We start from the raw sequence: 15678 nt of genomic DNA, 5'->3' as shown, positions 1-15678 counted from the left end.
TAGTTTACAATCATCTGGACGCCCACGCTGGCCCATCTGTTCAAGTTGTGACACACTCGGGATGACCATCAACAATATCCGTGGGTAACATGAAGGCAAACACACCTTTCCCTGCTTCCATGGAAGCTGTCGTCCCTCATGGGCGGAACAGGCGGTTCCCCTTCACAGCCTCTACCCTGCCGTGTCTGATCATTCTTGCATGTCTGGGGCATGTCGCCTCCAGCCCATCCGCCCTGGCGGCCGGGATGTCATCAGACGTGGAGAAGACGGAAGCAGCTGCACTCCCTCCCACGCAAAGCGGGCTGGCCAGCTGGTATGGCGGCAAAGAGCTGATCGGAAAACGGACTGCCAGCGGCGAACGCTTCAGCCCCGACGCGCTGACGGCCGCCCATCCGTCCCTCCCTCTGGGAACGAAACTGCTGGTCCATTCATCCGTCACGGGCCGATCTGTCATCGTTAGGGTCAATGACCGCGGGCCAGCCGACGGCGACCGCATCATCGACCTCTCGCAGGGGGCTGCGGCCAGCCTGGGAATCATGAATCACGGTGTCAGCCACATCACCATAACGGTCCTACCCCGCCGCCGCTCCCGTTTCCGCCACCCTACCGACATGCACGAGATTCTTCAGGACCAGGCCCGTCAGGCCGAAAAAATCGCACAGGACAGCCCGCTCCGGTAGCCGACAGCTCCTCAGTGATCCGCTGGCCTGACGGGGATTCCCATTTCCTTGCGAACGATCCGCCGGTAGCCCCGCTCCTCCAGCTCGGCATTCAGCACGGCGCCAAACAGCACGACATACGCACTGACAAAAAGCCACATCATGACAGCCGCCACGGCACCCAGTGGCCCATACGTCGTGCCATAACTGGCAAAGTGCGAGACGTACCACGAAAAACCAATGGACACGCCAACCCAGAGCAGGGTCGCCAGAAACGCACCGGGCAGGATCCAGCGCCATGATGTCATGCGCTCCCGGCACGGGGCGATACGATACAGCACGATCAGCGCCATGAAGACGAAACAGAGCATGATGGAAGGGGCCAGCCAGTGAACGAGAACGGGCGTGCCCTGCTCCACCAGAAAATGGAGCGATGGCGGCAGGCTATCTATCGTCACCCCCACATAACTCAGATAGCGTGGCAGATAATCCACGATGGCCGGAGCCGCCACCATGAGCGCCAACGTCAGGCAGGCCCCTATCACGGCCAGAAGAGTTGTGCCGAAGGCCAGAACCTGAAAATGCAGGAAACCACGAGTTTCCCTGGCATGATAGACGATGTTCAGGGCAGACAGGATGGACTTGCTGCTGGCCGTGACGGACCAGAGAGCCACCAGCAGGGAAAAAACCAGCCCCAGGGTCAGTGAGGACTGAGGCTGAGTCACCAGCGCATGGATCCTGTCGAAGATCATCTCATAGGCGGCAGGAGGGAGCATGTGCCTGACGACACGCAGCTGCTCTTCTGCCGTCTGTACGTCAAAAGCCAGCCCATAGACAGAGATCAGCGCCGTCAGGGCGGGAAACAGCGACAGGGTTGCAAAGAAGGCGCATCCCGCCGCACTGAGGGACGTCTGGCTGTCTCCGCTGTTGCTCAGGACCTGCCTGAACGTGGCCCAGAGGCCTTTTGGTGGTGGCGGAGGCTCCAATGGCATCTCGATCTTGTCGGGCACGGGGTGCGCTTTTCCTCTCCCTGCGAGGCCGTGACAGCAAGATCACGGCTCCATCATCACACTTTCTCCAGTTCAGCCTGAATACGGTTCCAGCGTTCGATATTGTTCTGGGCATCCCTGACAAAGGCGGATTTTTTCACCCCTCCAAGGAAAATACGCTGCATCAACCATCCCAGACCACGGGTAGGCCGCTCAAACTGAATGAACAGTATGCCACGCACCTCATCGGTGTTGTTCTGCACCGTATGCCGGTAGGTATCATCAAAGATGAACAGCCTGCCATCATCCCAGTGCAGCGTGTGATCTGCGACCTTGATCCAGCAATTATCACGATCTCGTGGAACCCCCAAGCCCTGATGTGCATTCAGCATCCCTTTGGTAACCCCTTTATGGGGTGGAATTTCCCCACCGGGCTCCAGAACGGAGAACAGGGCGGAACAGAGACCGGGAATCCCGGCCACAAGCTGGGCCGTAACAGGGGCCTTGGCACAATTCTCTGGAACAGGAATGCCGTAGCCATACAGAAAAAATGACTTCCAGCGGCTGTCCGGCGCAATGCGCTCATGATCGGGCGAAAGGTCACGCAGGGGCGGAATTTTCTCACGCTCAGCCATGATGGCCTGAAACTCTTTCTGCATCAGCGGGGCAGCCTTCTCCAGGGCCACCGCCCAGGGAAACAGGCCATTGTCCAGCAAAGGTGTATTGGGGACCAGTGACCCTCTGGCAATCAGGGCATTGAACAAGGGGCGTAGCGCCTTGCCAACCCGTACAAGAAAGGGGCGTTTTTTCTTATCATCATGACCTGCCGCCATCATGTCCTCCACTAGCAGAAAACACATCAAACCAGTCCACGCAGACGCTACACTGTTACCAGAACAGTTCTCTCAAAAGAAAGTCACATATCAATATGATATCAACCACCATGACTGCCTCCATTCAACAACACACTGAATTTTAATAAAAATCCTTCCTGAACAGGACGCTCCCTTCCCGCCCCCTCCTGCTGAATTGCTGACTTGACATCACTTTTTTGTGATAAAAACCTTACCCGGAGGCCACCCTTCAGTTTCCCCTTGCATTGAAAAAAAATCTGGGCATTGTCACGCACTCCACGCAGCAACGCACGTGCCACTGGCCCTCATGAGGTTACGCAACGACGTCAAGCGCTCTGGCCCCGTATCCCCTTGCCTGCAGGGGGCAGGCGGAATCCCGCCGGTCCGTTCGACCGTTTCGCAACATCTCCCCCGACCGGGGAGAATTTATAGGGGACGTGAGTATCATGACTCCCAGAATCGCCCGTTTTCTCACCGAACAAAAACCCGCCACCCCTTGCCTTGTCGTGGACCTGGACTGCGTACGTACGCAGTACCACGCCCTGCACGATGCCCTTCCCTCCGCCCGGATCCATTACGCCGTAAAGGCCAATCCGGCACCAGCGATCCTGAAGGAGCTGCATGCCCTCGGCTCGTTCTTCGACATCGCATCCCCCGGAGAGATCGACATCTGCCTGCAAGCAGGCATTCCGGCGCAGAAGCTTTCTTTCGGCCACACCGTCAAGACAGTGCGCTCCATTGCCTATGCCCATCAGAAAGGCCTGACACTCTATGCATTCGACTGCATGGAGGAGCTGGAAAAACTGGCAGAACACGCCCCCGGCTGTGAGGTTTTCTGTCGGCTGGGAGTTCTCAATACCGGGGCACAGTGGCCGCTCTCCCGCAAGTTTGGCACGACGCCGGAAAGCGCTTTTACCCTGTTGCAGAAAGCCCGTGAGCTGGGCCTGAAACCAGCTGGCCTGTCTTTCCATGTCGGTAGCCAGCAGACCAGCACGACAGCCTATGCCGACGCCATTGCTCAGGCTGCCGAAATCTGCCACCGCCTCCAGAAGCAGGGCATCACGCTGGACTTCATCAATATGGGCGGGGGCTTTCCAACCTATTACAACAGCCCCATCCCCAGCATCGACCAGTTCGGCACGACCATAACGGAGGCCATGGCAGCGCATTTCCCACAAGGGGCCCCCCGCATTCTGCTGGAGCCGGGCCGCTACATGGTTGGCAGTGCGGGAATCGTGCATACCGAGGTCGTGCTGGCCAGCAGGCGGGGCGGTGAGGACAACACTCCCCGCTGGGTCTATCTGGATATCGGCCGCTTTGGTGGTCTGGCGGAAACAGAAGGCGAATCCATCCGCTATGTCTTCCAGACACCCCATGACGACACCACGAGCAGCCGCTCACCCTGCATCCTGGCCGGGCCGACATGCGACAGCATGGACGTGCTATACGAGAAAAATCCCGTTCCCCTGCCAGAAGAGCTCAAGGCAGGAGACAGGATCAACATCCTCGCCACTGGTGCCTATGTGTCCACTTACTGCTCGACCGGGTTCAATGGCTTTCCACCACTGGATGAACATTACATCTGACCCTTCCGCAGGGCAGGAGACGACCATCCAGCATCAGCCAGCCCGTTACGGGCTGGCTGCATCAAGCGATTGCAGCGACACGAGCCGCCGATAGGCCCCGTCCTTCAGAGCCATCAGACTCTCGTGCGTGCCATCCTCAACGATCTGCCCCTGATGAAATACCAGAATCCTGTCCAGGTCACGCACGGTGGCCAGACGGTGCGCCACAACCAGTACGGTGCGTGTTTCCATCAGGCGGGTCATGGCCTCCTGCACCAGCATTTCTGATTCAGAATCGAGGCTTGCCGTGGCTTCATCAAAAATCACAATCGGCGCATCAACCAGAAAAGCCCGGGCAATCGCCACGCGCTGGCGCTCTCCCCCGGAGAGCTTCACGCCACGTTCACCAACCAGCGTCTCATACCCTTCGGCAAGACGGGTAATGAATCCATCAGCATTGGCAAGCCGTGCCGCCTGCTCGATCTCCTCCCGGGTGGCATCAGGCCGACCATAGGCAATGTTCTCAGCCAATGTTCGATGGAACAGCATGGGTTCCTGCGGGACAAGCGCAATCTGGCGCCGCAGGCTCTGCTGGGTGACGTAAGCAATATCCTGCCCATCAATCAGAATATTGCCACCATCCACATCATACAGACGCTGCAACAACCGTGTCAGCGTCGTCTTGCCCGACCCGGACGCCCCGACCAGGGCCACACGGCTCCCCGGTGCGATCCTCAGCGACAGCCCCTGATAGATCGGCTTTTCCTGGGATGGATACCGGAAACTCACATCCAGAAGGACAATCTCCCCCGCCGTCACCTCCAACGGAATGGCACCGGGGATATCCCGGATGGCCGGTTCGCTCGAGAACAGCCCGACGAGTTCTTCCATCTCATTGACCGACCGCTGAACCTGGCTCACCTGCTGCCCCAGATCCCGCAGATAACCCTGGATGAGGAACATCATCGTCAGCACATAGGCCACATCACCCGGCCCGGCCATACCACGCCACCAGAGCAGCACAGCCAGACCAATCATCACCACACGCATCAGCAGCGTATAGGACGCCTGAAAGTTGGCGCTGTTCGTCCCCCGATACCAGCTGTAATAGGTCTTGTCCGCCCACGTGCGGGCTACGGCATGGAGCTGCCGCTCCTCCCGTTCCTCCGCCCCGAAGCTCTTCACCACCGCATTGCAGGTAATGGCATCCCCCAGCACGGCACCCATCCTGGAATCACAGGCGTTGGATATCCGGGCTGTTGGCGCCACATAACGCAGAGCCAGCCAGATGGACATGCAGGCAAACAGCCCGACCATCACGGCCAGCACCAGCCCCATGAGGGGCGCCCGCACCAGCAGGACCAGGGTCGTCCCCAGCAGGACCAGAACCTCTGGCGTAATGAGCAGGAGAAGCGTGTCATCCAGCGTATCAATGGCCCAGATTCCCCGGGTGATCCGCCGCACGGTAGAGCCCGCAAAATTGTTGGCGTGCCAGTCTGACGAGAAACGCTGCACCCGGGCGAAAGCATCATCCAGCACCCGGCGCATGACAGCAAGGCTGAGTTTGCTGATCCCCAGATAGGAAGACCGCCGGCCCATGACGCCCACCAGCCCCAGAACCAGCAGCCCGCTGACCATGAGCAGGGCATCATGCAGCAAAGCCTCCCGGCCACCAGCAGCCGATGAGGCAGATGTCGTCGTGGAAATATCACCCACCAGGCGACCAGCCAGAAGAGGAGTGCATATATCAGCTACCGTGGCCAAGGCCACACCGCCAAGCGTCCATGCCAGCATGGCAGGCTGGCCCAGCCAGCGCTTCACCACAAAAGCCAGTATCGCCCCAAAGGAGAGTTTCTTCATGCTGTCCCGTCCATCCCCATTCTCTGCCACGTCTGCCTTTTCCTCCTTCAAAAACTGTCAGACCACACCCGGCCCCTCCGCTTGAAGAAAAACCCGACTCCCCTTAGGAACGGACAGAGTTTTTCCCATAATGGCCGGACCCACCATACCCTCATGGCTTCTACCAGCACGCCCCGCACACGCTCGACCAGCTCCCAGCCCCGCATGAGCCTGAAGGCCGTCCGCGCCTTTCTGGCCGCGCTGGAGAAAGCACACCCGGACGCCCGCAGCGAGCTGATCTATCACAACACGTTCGAGCTGCTCGTCAGTGTCGTGCTTTCAGCACAGGCGACGGATGTTTCCGTCAACAAGGCCACCCGTGCCCTGTACGAAGAAGCCCCCGACCCTGCCAGCATGGCCGCACTGGGTGAAGAAGGCATCGCCAGACATATCCGCACCATAGGCCTCTGGCGCTCAAAAGCCCATAACGTGGCCCTGCTCTGCCAGCAGCTGCTGGAAAAACATGACGGGCAGGTCCCCGGAAGCCGGGAAGAGCTGGAAGCCCTGCCCGGCGTGGGTCGGAAAACAGCCAATGTCGTCCTCAACATCGCCTTCGACCAGCCAACCATGGCTGTCGATACCCATATTTTCCGCCTCGGCAACCGTACTGGCCTCGCACCGGGCAAGACCGTCCGTGCCGTGGAGGATGAGCTGGTCCGCCGCATCCCCAAAGAGATGCTCCGCCCTGCCCATCACTGGCTCATCCTGCATGGCCGCTATGTCTGCAAGGCCCGCACACCGGAATGCTGGCGCTGCCCCGTCACTGAATGGTGTCTCTACAGGGAAAAGAACAAAATACCCCCCAAGCGCTGAGCAGGCCACAAGCTTCTCCTCCAAAAAAAGCCTTAATATCAAGGCCTTTATTTTATCGTAAAAGTCTATAAAAGACCTTTTGTGTCTAATTTTACGATCAAACCATGAGATAGACCATGCCATCGCCTCGACTGGAAGAGACGGCCATCGTTTTTGGCACGAATGGCAAAGACCTCTGGGCCACGCTCTGTGCCATCCAGTCCGTCGTGGATCACAATCCCCGCACGAAGCTCGATTTCCACATCCTCCACACCAATGTGGCGCCAGCCCTCCAGCTCATCATCAGTGACCTGTTCCGAACAGAATACAGCCTGCTGACCTTTCACGATGTCGGACAGAAAGCCGCAGCCCTGCGCCTGCACACCCATCAACGATGGCGCAATGAATGTTTCTATCGCTGCTATCTCCCGGTGCTGTTCCGGGATGATGTCCATGTGCTCTGGCTGGACAGTGCCCTGCTCGTTACCGGACCATTGCCCCCCCTGCTGAACCGTTTTCCCCGGCAGGCCGCCATCGGTGCCGTGGCCGACCCTGTCGCCCAGATTCTCCGCCAGCATGAAGTGCCCATCCATACCCTGCTGGGCGATGCTCCCGCTGCCGGGCTGCCCGATGTCTCCCTGCCCGACTATACCCGCCAGCATCTCTCCCTTGCCCGGCCGGAAGACTACTTCAACAGCAGCATGATGCTGCTCCGCCCCCGGCTCATCTCACCGTCGCAGATAAACCGCTGCTTCACCCTTGCCACACGCCCCTATCTCTGCCCGGGGACAGACATCCTCAATCAGGTCTTCCACGACCATGTCCATCTCCTGCCCGAACGCTGGAACTTCCTGACCGGCAAGCTGACGGAAAATCTCTGCCTGCATCTCCCGGAACCATGGAAGAAACGCCGGGAAAGCGAACGGCTGAAACGCTGCATCATCCAGTTCCCCGAGGGGACCAAACCGTGGGAAGACCCGGCATTGCCTGGTGCCAGCCATTACCGGCGCCTCTCCGCTGCCCTGGAGCAGCGCCTCAGCCGCATTGCCCCGCCACTGATCCGTACATTGTGCGGGTCCTGATTCCCCTTCACTCAGCCGGAGCTGGTGGCAGGGGCACGACATTCTGGAACGCTCCTTCGCCGGTCCAGAGGCGATCCCCCTGCACCATTCTGTCCGACACGAGCCTGATACCACCCGCCCCCGTCCCATAAACGGCCCAGCTTCCTTCCCGCCGCAGATCAGCCGGACCAAGCTGCCGGACAGACGGACAGAGAGGATGCTGTCCGCCCATACGTATCTCCAACACAACATCCCGGCATGATGCCTCTCCACCACGCTCCGGCCCGGCAACCCCACGCCACAAAACCAGCCGATCATTCCCAAGGCGTAGATGACAGAGACCTGCCGCACAGTCCGGCTGCCCCGGCCCTCTGCCATTCCAGCCCAAGGCACGCTGCATCTCCTGTCGGACCAGCCCGCTACCAGGGCGCCCCTCCATCACCCTCATGGCCCCTTCCTGCCGGACAGCCAAAACGGCACCCTGCTCCACCAGCAGCATCACGGGCCGGTCCACCAGCCAGGGTGCTGAAAGCGCCACAGCCATCACACCCACGCCAGCAAACCGGCCCCATCCCCGCCACAGACACATCACGGTCAGCCCCAGCAGATACAGCCCCACCCCCCAGGCCGGAAAAGACGGCACCGGCAATGATGCAAGCGGAGCCGCCGCCACACACCCTGCCAGCCAGCCGATACCCTTTATGCCCCACCCCATCACGTGCAGTGGCCCCGAAGAAAGGCCAAATGGCATCAGCAGCAGGGCCACAATCCCGGCAGGCATCACCCAGACACCCATCAAGGGGACTGCCAGAAGATTGGCCATGACAAACCATGGCTGGAAGGCGCCGAAATACGCCATGCTGAGCGGCAGGGTCGCCAGTCCGGCCAGCAGGGAGGTCAGAACAAGGGCCACCAGCAGAGCTGCCCCCCGCCGCCAGAGAGCCGGGGCCTGCTGCCCATGATGCCCTCCCAACCGAAACAGCCAGTTCCGCCATGATTCGTGACCCGCAATCAGAGCCATCACAGCTGCGAAAGACATCTGGAAGGAAACATCCAGCACCAGAACAGGAGACATCACCTCCAGCATCAGGCAGACCAGAGCCAGCCCCCGCATGGAAACGGCCCGCCGCCCCAGCAGCAGGGCCAACACGGCCAACCCCGCCATGCCCAGCGCTCTCAGCCCCGGCACATGCAACCCTGTCAGCACCACATAAACCACCCCGGCCCCAAAAGAGACCAGCATGGCAACCTCACGACAGGGCCAGTAGGCCGACAGGCGCTGCGACAGGCTGAGGCAACGTCTGACCGTGGCAAACACCAGCCCCATCACCAGCCCCAGATGCAGGCCCGCCACGGCCAGAAGATGCGCCAGCCCGGCAGCCGCATAGCTCTGCCTCGTCTCGGCAGAAAGACGGCCCGTTTCGCCACACAGCACGGCGGATGCCACCGCTCCCACCTGCCCCGGCAGGGCCGCTCCGATCATCCAGGCCATTGTCTGCCGCAGATGGACCAGCCTGTCCTCCAGACGGCCCACAACACCACCTGCCGGTGCAGCTCTCAGCGGCAAGGGCGGTGAGAGGGCCAGTCCCGCTCCGGCACGTCCAGCAAACCAGGCCGCACGCTGCCCATCATGCCCTCCTGGCCAGAGCGGTGGGGGCGGAGAGCGCAGAAGCGCCCGTATCCGCACAGGCTGGCCTGTCACCAACGCCATCAGGCCATCTTCCTGCCCCTCTCTGGGCAGAAAGGTGACAGTCACCCGCCGTTGCAGGGGCGCCATGCCATTCCACCATGGAGAGTCGAACACGGCCCCCTCCACCACCACATGCCAGCTGGGCTTCTGCCCTTCATGTCGGCCTGGAACAGGTTCCAGAGCCGCCAGCCGTCCTTCCAGCCAGACCGATTCCATGGGCAGGAACGGCATGGGGGACTGCCGGACAGCCTGCCCCCAGGCCAACAGAAACCCCAGGCCAATCGCCAGGAGGCCACTTCCCAGACAATGCCCCAATACCTGCCAGTGTGCCGCCTGTTCCGTCCCGGCCACCATCCAGCGGCAGCAGGCCAGCAACACCAGCCCCATGCCCGCCAAACCACCCATCATCAGGCCTGTGCTCCACGCAGGTTCTGCCGGCAGGGCAAAATACCCCACAATGCCCAAGGCTACACCGACAGGCAGCCAGCAGGTCAGGCGACTGCCCTGACGGGCCAGCCCCGACGCTACCATCCTGAGTACAGCCTGCCCCATCATCCTCCGCTCTGCCGCCTCCTGCATCCACCCCTGGCCCGTCCATTCCACAAGTGCCGCTGCCTGTGATAAAGCCCATGATGACACATTGAAGTGGATGGCCCGACCCATCCCGGCATGTTATAAGGCCTGCTCATGAAGATCCGTACCCGTTTTGCCCCCTCGCCCACCGGCCTGCTCCATATCGGCAACGCCCGTGCTGCCCTGTTCAACTATCTCTTCGCCCGTCATCACGGTGGAGAATTTGTCCTGCGCATCGAGGATACAGACCGGGAACGCTCCACCCAGCACGCCGTGGACGTCATTTTTGATGGCCTGAAATGGATGGGACTGGACTGGGATGGAGAGCCTGTCTTCCAGGCCAGCCGGCAGGACCGTCATGCCGAGGTCGTGGCCCAGCTCATGGAAAAGGGCATGGCCTACCGCTGCTACTGCACGCCCGAAGAGCTGGCCGCCATGCGGGAGAAGGCCCGGGCCGAGAAACGCCCGCCCCGCTATGATGGCACATGGCGTGACCGTGACCCGTCCGAAGCCCCGGAAGGCGTGCCTTATGCCATCCGCCTCAGGGCTCCGAAGGAAGGCGAGACCATCATCAGGGACCATGTGCAGGGCGAGGTCCGTGTCGCCAATGCAGAAATGGATGACCTCATCCTGCTCCGCTCCGACGGGACACCGACCTATCTGCTCGCCGTGGTGGTGGATGACCACGACATGGGCATCACGCACGTCATGCGGGGTGACGACCACCTGACAAACACCTTCCGTCAGGCCATGATCTATCGGGCCATGGGCTGGGACCTGCCAGAATTCGCCCATCTGCCCCTCATCCACGGGCCGGATGGAGCCAAGCTCTCCAAACGTCATGGTGCACAATCCGTCGTGGACTTCCGTGAGGAAGGCATCCTGCCGGAGGCCCTCTGCAACTATCTGCTGCGCCTCGGCTGGGGGCATGGCGATGCCGAGGTGCTGGACCGTGAGGAACAGATCAGGCTTTTCGACATGGACGGCATCGGCCGCTCTCCCTCCCGGATGGATTACGTCAAGCTCAGCCACCTCAACGGCATCTGGATGCGCCGTGCCGATGACGAGCGGCTGACGGCCCTTGTCATGCAGCGTCTGGAGCGACGTGATGACCTTGACCATGACGAGACGGTCCGTGCCCGTGTGCTTGCCCTCATGCCGGGGCTGAAGGAACGGGCAAAGACGGTCGTGGAGCTGGCCGACAACGCCGCCTTCGCCGGGCTGCGCCTGCCGCTGACCATCACCCCCAAGGCGGAAAAGCATCTGGGCGAGGAAGGCCGGAAGGTTCTCGCCGGGCTGGAGGAAAAACTCGCCGGGCTGGAACCTTTCACGGCAGAAGGGATCGACAGCACGCTGCGGGCCTTCGCTGCCGAGCATGAGCTGAAACTGGGTGCCGTCGCCCAGCCGCTCCGTGCTGCCATGACAGGTACCACGACATCGCCCGGAATCGACCTCACGCTCGCCGCATTGGGCCGGGATGAGGTTCTCGCCCGCATCCGGAGTGTCCTGTCCGCATGAACCCCACACACCACACGCCCCATCTTCTCGGCATTGAAGGCATGACAGAAAAGGACATCACGCCTTTTCTGGACCTCGCCGAGAGCTATGCCCTGCTCAGCCGTTCCCGCAATGCACCACGGGACGTGCTACAGGGCCGTACCGTCATCAATCTCTTCTTTGAGGACAGCACGCGCACGCGCACCAGCTTCGAGCTGGCCGCCAAGCGGCTGGGTGCCGATGTGGTGAACATGACCGTCGCCACAAGCTCGGTCAACAAGGGCGAAACCCTGCTGGACACGGCCTCCACCCTCAACGCCATGCACTGCGACCTGCTGGTGGTCCGCCATGCCCAGAGCGGTGCCCCGGCCCTGCTCTCGCAGAAGGTCGAGGCCAGTGTCGTCAATGCCGGGGACGGGATGCACGAGCACCCCACGCAGGCCCTGCTGGACGGCCTGACCATCCGGCGGCATTTCGGCCGCCTCAGCGGGCTGAAAATCGCCATATGCGGCGACATCGCCCACAGCCGTGTGGCCCGGTCGGACATTCACCTCCTGCGGGCCATGGGCAACGACATCCATCTGGCAGGCCCCCCCACCCTGCTGCCCGGTGCCCTCGGCACGCTGGAAGGCGTCACCCTGCATCATGACATTGATGAAGCCCTGAAGGATGCGGACGTGGCCATGTGTCTCCGTGTCCAGCGGGAACGCATGGGCAGCGGCCTTGTCCCCAGCGCACGGGAATATTTCTCCCTCTTCGGGCTGGACCGCCGCCGCCTCGCTCTGGCCAAGCCAGGAGCCTTGGTGATGCATCCCGGCCCGATGAACCGGGGTGTTGAAATTGCCTCCGATGTCGCCGATTCGCCACAAAGCGTCATTTCTGAACAGGTCGAGATGGGCGTGGCCGTCCGCATGGCTGTCCTCGACCGTCTTTCCCGCATGAAGAATCCCGCATGAGCAGCATCCTTTTTGAAAATGTCCGGCTGATTGACCCTGCCTCCGGGCGGGATGGCAAAGGGAGCCTGCTGGTCGAGAAAGGGCGCATTGCCGCCCTCGACCCCAAGGAGACCTCCAAGGCTGCCCGCATCGTGGATGGCAAAGGGGCCGTCCTCTGCCCCGGCCTCGTGGACATGCGGGCCAGCTTTGGCGAACCCGGAGCTGAATACCGGGAGAGCATTGATTCCGGTATTCAGGCTGCCGTGGCAGGAGGCATCACCTCCCTGGCCCTGCTTCCCGATACCGAGCCTGCCATCGACAACCCGGCACTCGTCCATTACATCCGCCGCCGTGGGGAAGAGACTGGTCTTGTCTCCATCTATCCCTATGGAGCCCTGACAAAAGGCTGCGCCGGAACGGACATGGCCGAAATCGGCCTGCTGAAAAAAGCCGGGGCCATCGGCTTCACCGACGGTGCCCGGGCCATTGCCGACACCAAGCAGATGCGCAACCTGCTGGCCTATTCCGGCTTTCTGGATACCGTCATTGTCCTCCACCCGGAAGATCCCTCCCTGGCCAAAGGGGGCTGCGCCACTGCCAGCCCGCAGGCCGTGAAAATGGGCCTGCCACAGATTCCCGCCTGCGCCGAGGCCATGATGATCGCCCGTGACCTTCGCCTTGCCGAACTGACGGGCGCACGCATCCATTTCGGGCATGTTTCCACCGGGGAAGCCCTCGGCCTGATTGCTGATGCCAAAAAGCGGGGCATCCGGGTCACCTGCGACACGGCACCGCCCTATTTCGCCATGACGGAGGCGGATATCGGGGATTTCCGCACCTACGCCAAGCTCTCCCCGCCGCTGCGGCTGGAAGCTGACCGGCAGGCCGTTCTGGCGGGTCTGGCAGACGGCACCATTGATGCCATCGCCTCCGATCACAGCCCGGCCGATGCGGATGACAAGCGTCTTCCCTTTGCCCAGGCCCGGGCTGGCGGGACCGGCCTCGTCACCCTGCTGGGTGTCACGCTTCAGGCTGGCCTGCCGCTGCTGGAGGCCCTGCGCCTGCTCACCGTGGCTCCGGCCCGTCTTCTGGGGCTGGAAGCCGGGACGCTGGCCGTCGGTGCCCCGGCAGACCTCTGCCTGTTTGACCCGGAAGAAGAATGGACCGTCACCGCGGGCAGCCTGCCCGGCCGGGCACAGAATACCCCCTTTGATGGCCGAAACCTCAAAGGACGTGTCCTGCGGACCTTCCGTCAGGGTCGTGAAGTCTTCACTGCCAAAGGTCTCCCTGCATGAGCGGCATCCTGACCTGGTCCCTCATGCCCCCCAGCCTGCCTGTCATCGCTCTGGGGGCCTATCTTCTGGGGAGCATCCCTTTCGGCCTCCTGCTTACCGCACTCAGTGGGCAGGGTGACATCCGGCGCATCGGTTCCGGCAACATCGGGGCCACCAACGTGCTGCGGACAGGCCGCAAAGGCCTCGCTGCGGCAACCCTGCTTCTGGATGCCTTCAAGGGGCTTCTGGCCGTCCTGCTGGCGGAGGCCCTCTCCCCTCACGACACGGCCCTGTGCCTCTCCGTAGCAGGGTGTGCCGCTGTCGTGGGGCACTGCTTCCCCATATGGCTCAGGTTTCGTGGCGGCAAGGGCGTTGCTACAGGCATCGGTGTTTTCTGGGGCATGTGCTGGCCGGTCGGGCTGCTCTGCACCCTGCTCTGGCTGGCTGGTGTCCGTCTGAGCAGGATTTCTTCCGTGGGGGCGCTTCTGGCTTTTCTGGCAGCACCGTTCCTGATGGTGGCCTTCTCTCTGGCACCCATCATGTCGGCCCGTCCCATTGCAGCAGCATGCATCACCCTGCTGATCCTCCTGCGCCATTACGGCAACATTGCCCGCCTCTGTAGCGGAACGGAACCCCGTGTCGGACAGAAATGAGCCAGCTGCATTATCAGAAGCCAACCTGACAGCAACGGAACGTCTGGCTCGATTGCGGCTGGCCCGCACAAAGGGCATTGGCAACGCCACATTCAGCCGGTTGATGGGCCTTTACGGCACGGCAGAGCAGGCCATTGCAGCGCTGCCTGCCCGTGCCCGCCTTTCCGGCCGTCCGGCGCCAGCCATTCCCTCCGCATCCCGCATGGAAGACGAAATTGCCTGGCTGGGAAAACGGGGAGGCCACCATCTGCTACGCTCCGACCCTGCCTATCCCCGCCTGCTGGCCGGACTGCCGAATGCTCCCGTACTTCTATTCACCCAAGGCAATACAGACCTGCTCTCCACGCCCTCCCTGGCCATTGTCGGGGCCCGCAAGGCCTCCAATCCGGCCCTGAAACTGACAGAGGAATTCGCCGCCGGTCTGGCAGAAGCCGGCCTGACTGTCGTTTCCGGTCTGGCCCGTGGAGTTGATGGAGCGGCCCACCGGGGAGCCCTGCCCTCTGGACGGACCATCGCCGCCCTGCCCGGCGGGCTGGACATTACCTACCCTCCCGAACATGCAGGCTTGCAGGCCGCCATAGCCCAGCAGGGCTGCCTGATTACGGAATATCCTCCCGGCATGCCGGCCAATGCCCGCCATTTTCCACGGCGCAACCTTCTCATTGCCGGTCTGGCCCGTGGCTGCCTGCTGGTTGAGGCAGCCAGACGCTCCGGCACACTCATCACGGCCCGACTCGCTGCAACCTTCCAGCGTCTGCTCTTTGCCGTGCCTGGCTTTCCCGGCGATCCACGTTCCAGCGGCGGGAATGACCTGCTGAAACAGAATCAGGCCATACTGGTCGAGCAGGTTCAGGACATCCTGTCCACCCTGGCAGACACGCCCTCACCAGACCCCGGACTGGCCCCATGGAGCAGGCCTCCCTCACGCCAGCCATCCCTTTTCACACCCACTGAAAAAGTACCGACCGCCCCGCCAGCTGCCCCCCGGAAAGCCCCTGCGGCCAGTCAATCATTACCGGAATCTGACGAAAAAAATATTCTCTCCCTGCTGGCGCATACCCCCTCCACTGTTGACGAGATTGCATCACGCTGTCAGTTGTCCATCTCAGCAGTTGCGGCAATACTCATCGAGCTGGAAATGAACGGAGCTGTCCAACGCCACGACGATGGGCAGATCACACTTCCCAGCTAGCGGGCATCGGCCAGACAGCCTTACCACCAGGACACCAGAGACCGG

Annotated in this window: 13 protein-coding genes; 9 read left to right on the top strand and 4 right to left on the bottom strand. The window is 61.7% G+C overall.

The features are described from left to right. Positions 1-89 precede the first annotated feature (89 nt). On the top strand, positions 90-680 hold the full coding sequence (locus tag J8Z04_RS04625; RefSeq protein ID WP_192848610.1) for a septal ring lytic transglycosylase RlpA family protein: 591 nt from the start codon (positions 90-92) through the stop codon (positions 678-680). A gap of 11 nt (positions 681-691) precedes the next feature. On the opposite strand, the gene J8Z04_RS04620 is transcribed toward J8Z04_RS04625, so the two are convergent. Further along, positions 692-1669, bottom strand: a complete 978-nt coding sequence (locus J8Z04_RS04620; RefSeq protein ID WP_227449777.1) for a YihY/virulence factor BrkB family protein — start codon at positions 1667-1669, stop codon at positions 692-694. Between the two features lie 56 nt (positions 1670-1725). Further along, positions 1726-2508: an aspartyl/asparaginyl beta-hydroxylase domain-containing protein gene (locus J8Z04_RS04615; protein WP_244978045.1), complete on the bottom strand. Its 783-nt coding sequence runs from the start codon at positions 2506-2508 to the stop codon at positions 1726-1728. A gap of 440 nt (positions 2509-2948) precedes the next feature. Between J8Z04_RS04615 and J8Z04_RS04610 the strand changes: the two genes are divergently transcribed. Then, positions 2949-4088, top strand: coding sequence for a type III PLP-dependent enzyme (locus J8Z04_RS04610; RefSeq protein WP_043561002.1), 1140 nt, complete (start codon positions 2949-2951; stop codon positions 4086-4088). A gap of 45 nt (positions 4089-4133) precedes the next feature. Here the strand turns inward: J8Z04_RS04610 and J8Z04_RS04605 are convergent, their stop codons facing one another. Beyond that, a complete protein-coding gene (locus tag J8Z04_RS04605) occupies positions 4134-5927 on the bottom strand; it encodes an ABC transporter ATP-binding protein (RefSeq protein WP_192848641.1) in 1794 nt (597 codons plus the stop codon). 153 nt (positions 5928-6080) lie between these two features. Here J8Z04_RS04605 and nth point away from each other — a divergent pair, with 153 nt between their 5' ends. Both nth and J8Z04_RS04595 read left to right on the top strand, forming a co-directional pair. After that, positions 6081-6779: an endonuclease III gene (gene nth, locus J8Z04_RS04600; RefSeq protein ID WP_373364563.1), complete on the top strand. Its 699-nt coding sequence runs from the start codon at positions 6081-6083 to the stop codon at positions 6777-6779. Positions 6780-6895: 116 nt separating this feature from the next. Continuing rightward, entirely contained in the window at positions 6896-7840 is a 945-nt protein-coding gene (locus J8Z04_RS04595; RefSeq protein ID WP_043561007.1) for a glycosyltransferase family 8 protein, read from the top strand. Positions 7841-7847: 7 nt separating this feature from the next. Here J8Z04_RS04595 and J8Z04_RS04590 read toward each other — a convergent pair whose 3' ends face one another. Then, positions 7848-10088: a ComEC/Rec2 family competence protein gene (locus J8Z04_RS04590; protein ID WP_212125580.1), complete on the bottom strand. Its 2241-nt coding sequence runs from the start codon at positions 10086-10088 to the stop codon at positions 7848-7850. A 108-nt stretch (positions 10089-10196) separates the two neighbouring features. Between J8Z04_RS04590 and gltX the strand changes: the two genes are divergently transcribed. The 5 genes from gltX to dprA are packed head-to-tail and all read left to right on the top strand — an operon-like array spanning position 10197 to position 15633. Then, the gene (gene gltX / locus J8Z04_RS04585; RefSeq protein WP_103765817.1) at positions 10197-11600 is read left to right on the top strand and encodes a glutamate--tRNA ligase; all 1404 of its coding nucleotides are present in this window, start codon (positions 10197-10199) and stop codon (positions 11598-11600) included. Next, positions 11597-12535 (top strand): aspartate carbamoyltransferase catalytic subunit, encoded by a 939-nt coding sequence (locus J8Z04_RS04580; protein ID WP_043561013.1) that lies wholly within the window; start codon positions 11597-11599, stop codon positions 12533-12535. Before gltX ends, J8Z04_RS04580 begins: the two co-directional genes overlap by 4 nt. Beyond that, on the top strand, positions 12532-13809 hold the full coding sequence (locus tag J8Z04_RS04575; protein WP_081562612.1) for a dihydroorotase: 1278 nt from the start codon (positions 12532-12534) through the stop codon (positions 13807-13809). The genes J8Z04_RS04580 and J8Z04_RS04575 overlap by 4 nt, the downstream gene beginning before the upstream one ends. Next, on the top strand, positions 13806-14441 hold the full coding sequence (gene plsY, locus J8Z04_RS04570) for a glycerol-3-phosphate 1-O-acyltransferase PlsY (protein WP_043561018.1): 636 nt from the start codon (positions 13806-13808) through the stop codon (positions 14439-14441). The genes J8Z04_RS04575 and plsY overlap by 4 nt, the downstream gene beginning before the upstream one ends. Next, complete coding sequence (gene dprA / locus J8Z04_RS04565) at positions 14425-15633, top strand: DNA-processing protein DprA (RefSeq protein WP_332067169.1); 1209 nt, start codon at positions 14425-14427, stop codon at positions 15631-15633. Before plsY ends, dprA begins: the two co-directional genes overlap by 17 nt. Positions 15634-15678: the final 45 nt, after the last annotated feature.

It is taken from the genome of Bombella apis, assembly GCF_018221685.1.
GTDB lineage: Bacteria > Pseudomonadota > Alphaproteobacteria > Acetobacterales > Acetobacteraceae > Bombella > Bombella apis.
This window is presented reverse-complemented; position numbering and strand designations above follow the sequence as displayed.

Coding starts and splice junctions, on each gene's coding strand:
- J8Z04_RS04575 (WP_081562612.1), top strand. CDS start 12,532: ATGAGCAGCATCCTTTTTGAAAATGTCCGGCTGATTGACCCTGCCTCC.
- plsY (WP_043561018.1), top strand. CDS start 13,806: ATGAGCGGCATCCTGACCTGGTCCCTCATGCCCCCCAGCCTGCCTGTC.
- J8Z04_RS04615 (WP_244978045.1), bottom strand. CDS start 2,508: ATGTGTTTTCTGCTAGTGGAGGACATGATGGCGGCAGGTCATGATGAT.
- nth (WP_373364563.1), top strand. CDS start 6,081: ATGGCTTCTACCAGCACGCCCCGCACACGCTCGACCAGCTCCCAGCCC.
- J8Z04_RS04610 (WP_043561002.1), top strand. CDS start 2,949: ATGACTCCCAGAATCGCCCGTTTTCTCACCGAACAAAAACCCGCCACC.
- gltX (WP_103765817.1), top strand. CDS start 10,197: ATGAAGATCCGTACCCGTTTTGCCCCCTCGCCCACCGGCCTGCTCCAT.
- J8Z04_RS04595 (WP_043561007.1), top strand. CDS start 6,896: ATGCCATCGCCTCGACTGGAAGAGACGGCCATCGTTTTTGGCACGAAT.
- J8Z04_RS04580 (WP_043561013.1), top strand. CDS start 11,597: ATGAACCCCACACACCACACGCCCCATCTTCTCGGCATTGAAGGCATG.
- J8Z04_RS04590 (WP_212125580.1), bottom strand. CDS start 10,088: ATGCAGGAGGCGGCAGAGCGGAGGATGATGGGGCAGGCTGTACTCAGG.
- J8Z04_RS04605 (WP_192848641.1), bottom strand. CDS start 5,927: ATGAAGAAACTCTCCTTTGGGGCGATACTGGCTTTTGTGGTGAAGCGC.
- J8Z04_RS04625 (WP_192848610.1), top strand. CDS start 90: ATGAAGGCAAACACACCTTTCCCTGCTTCCATGGAAGCTGTCGTCCCT.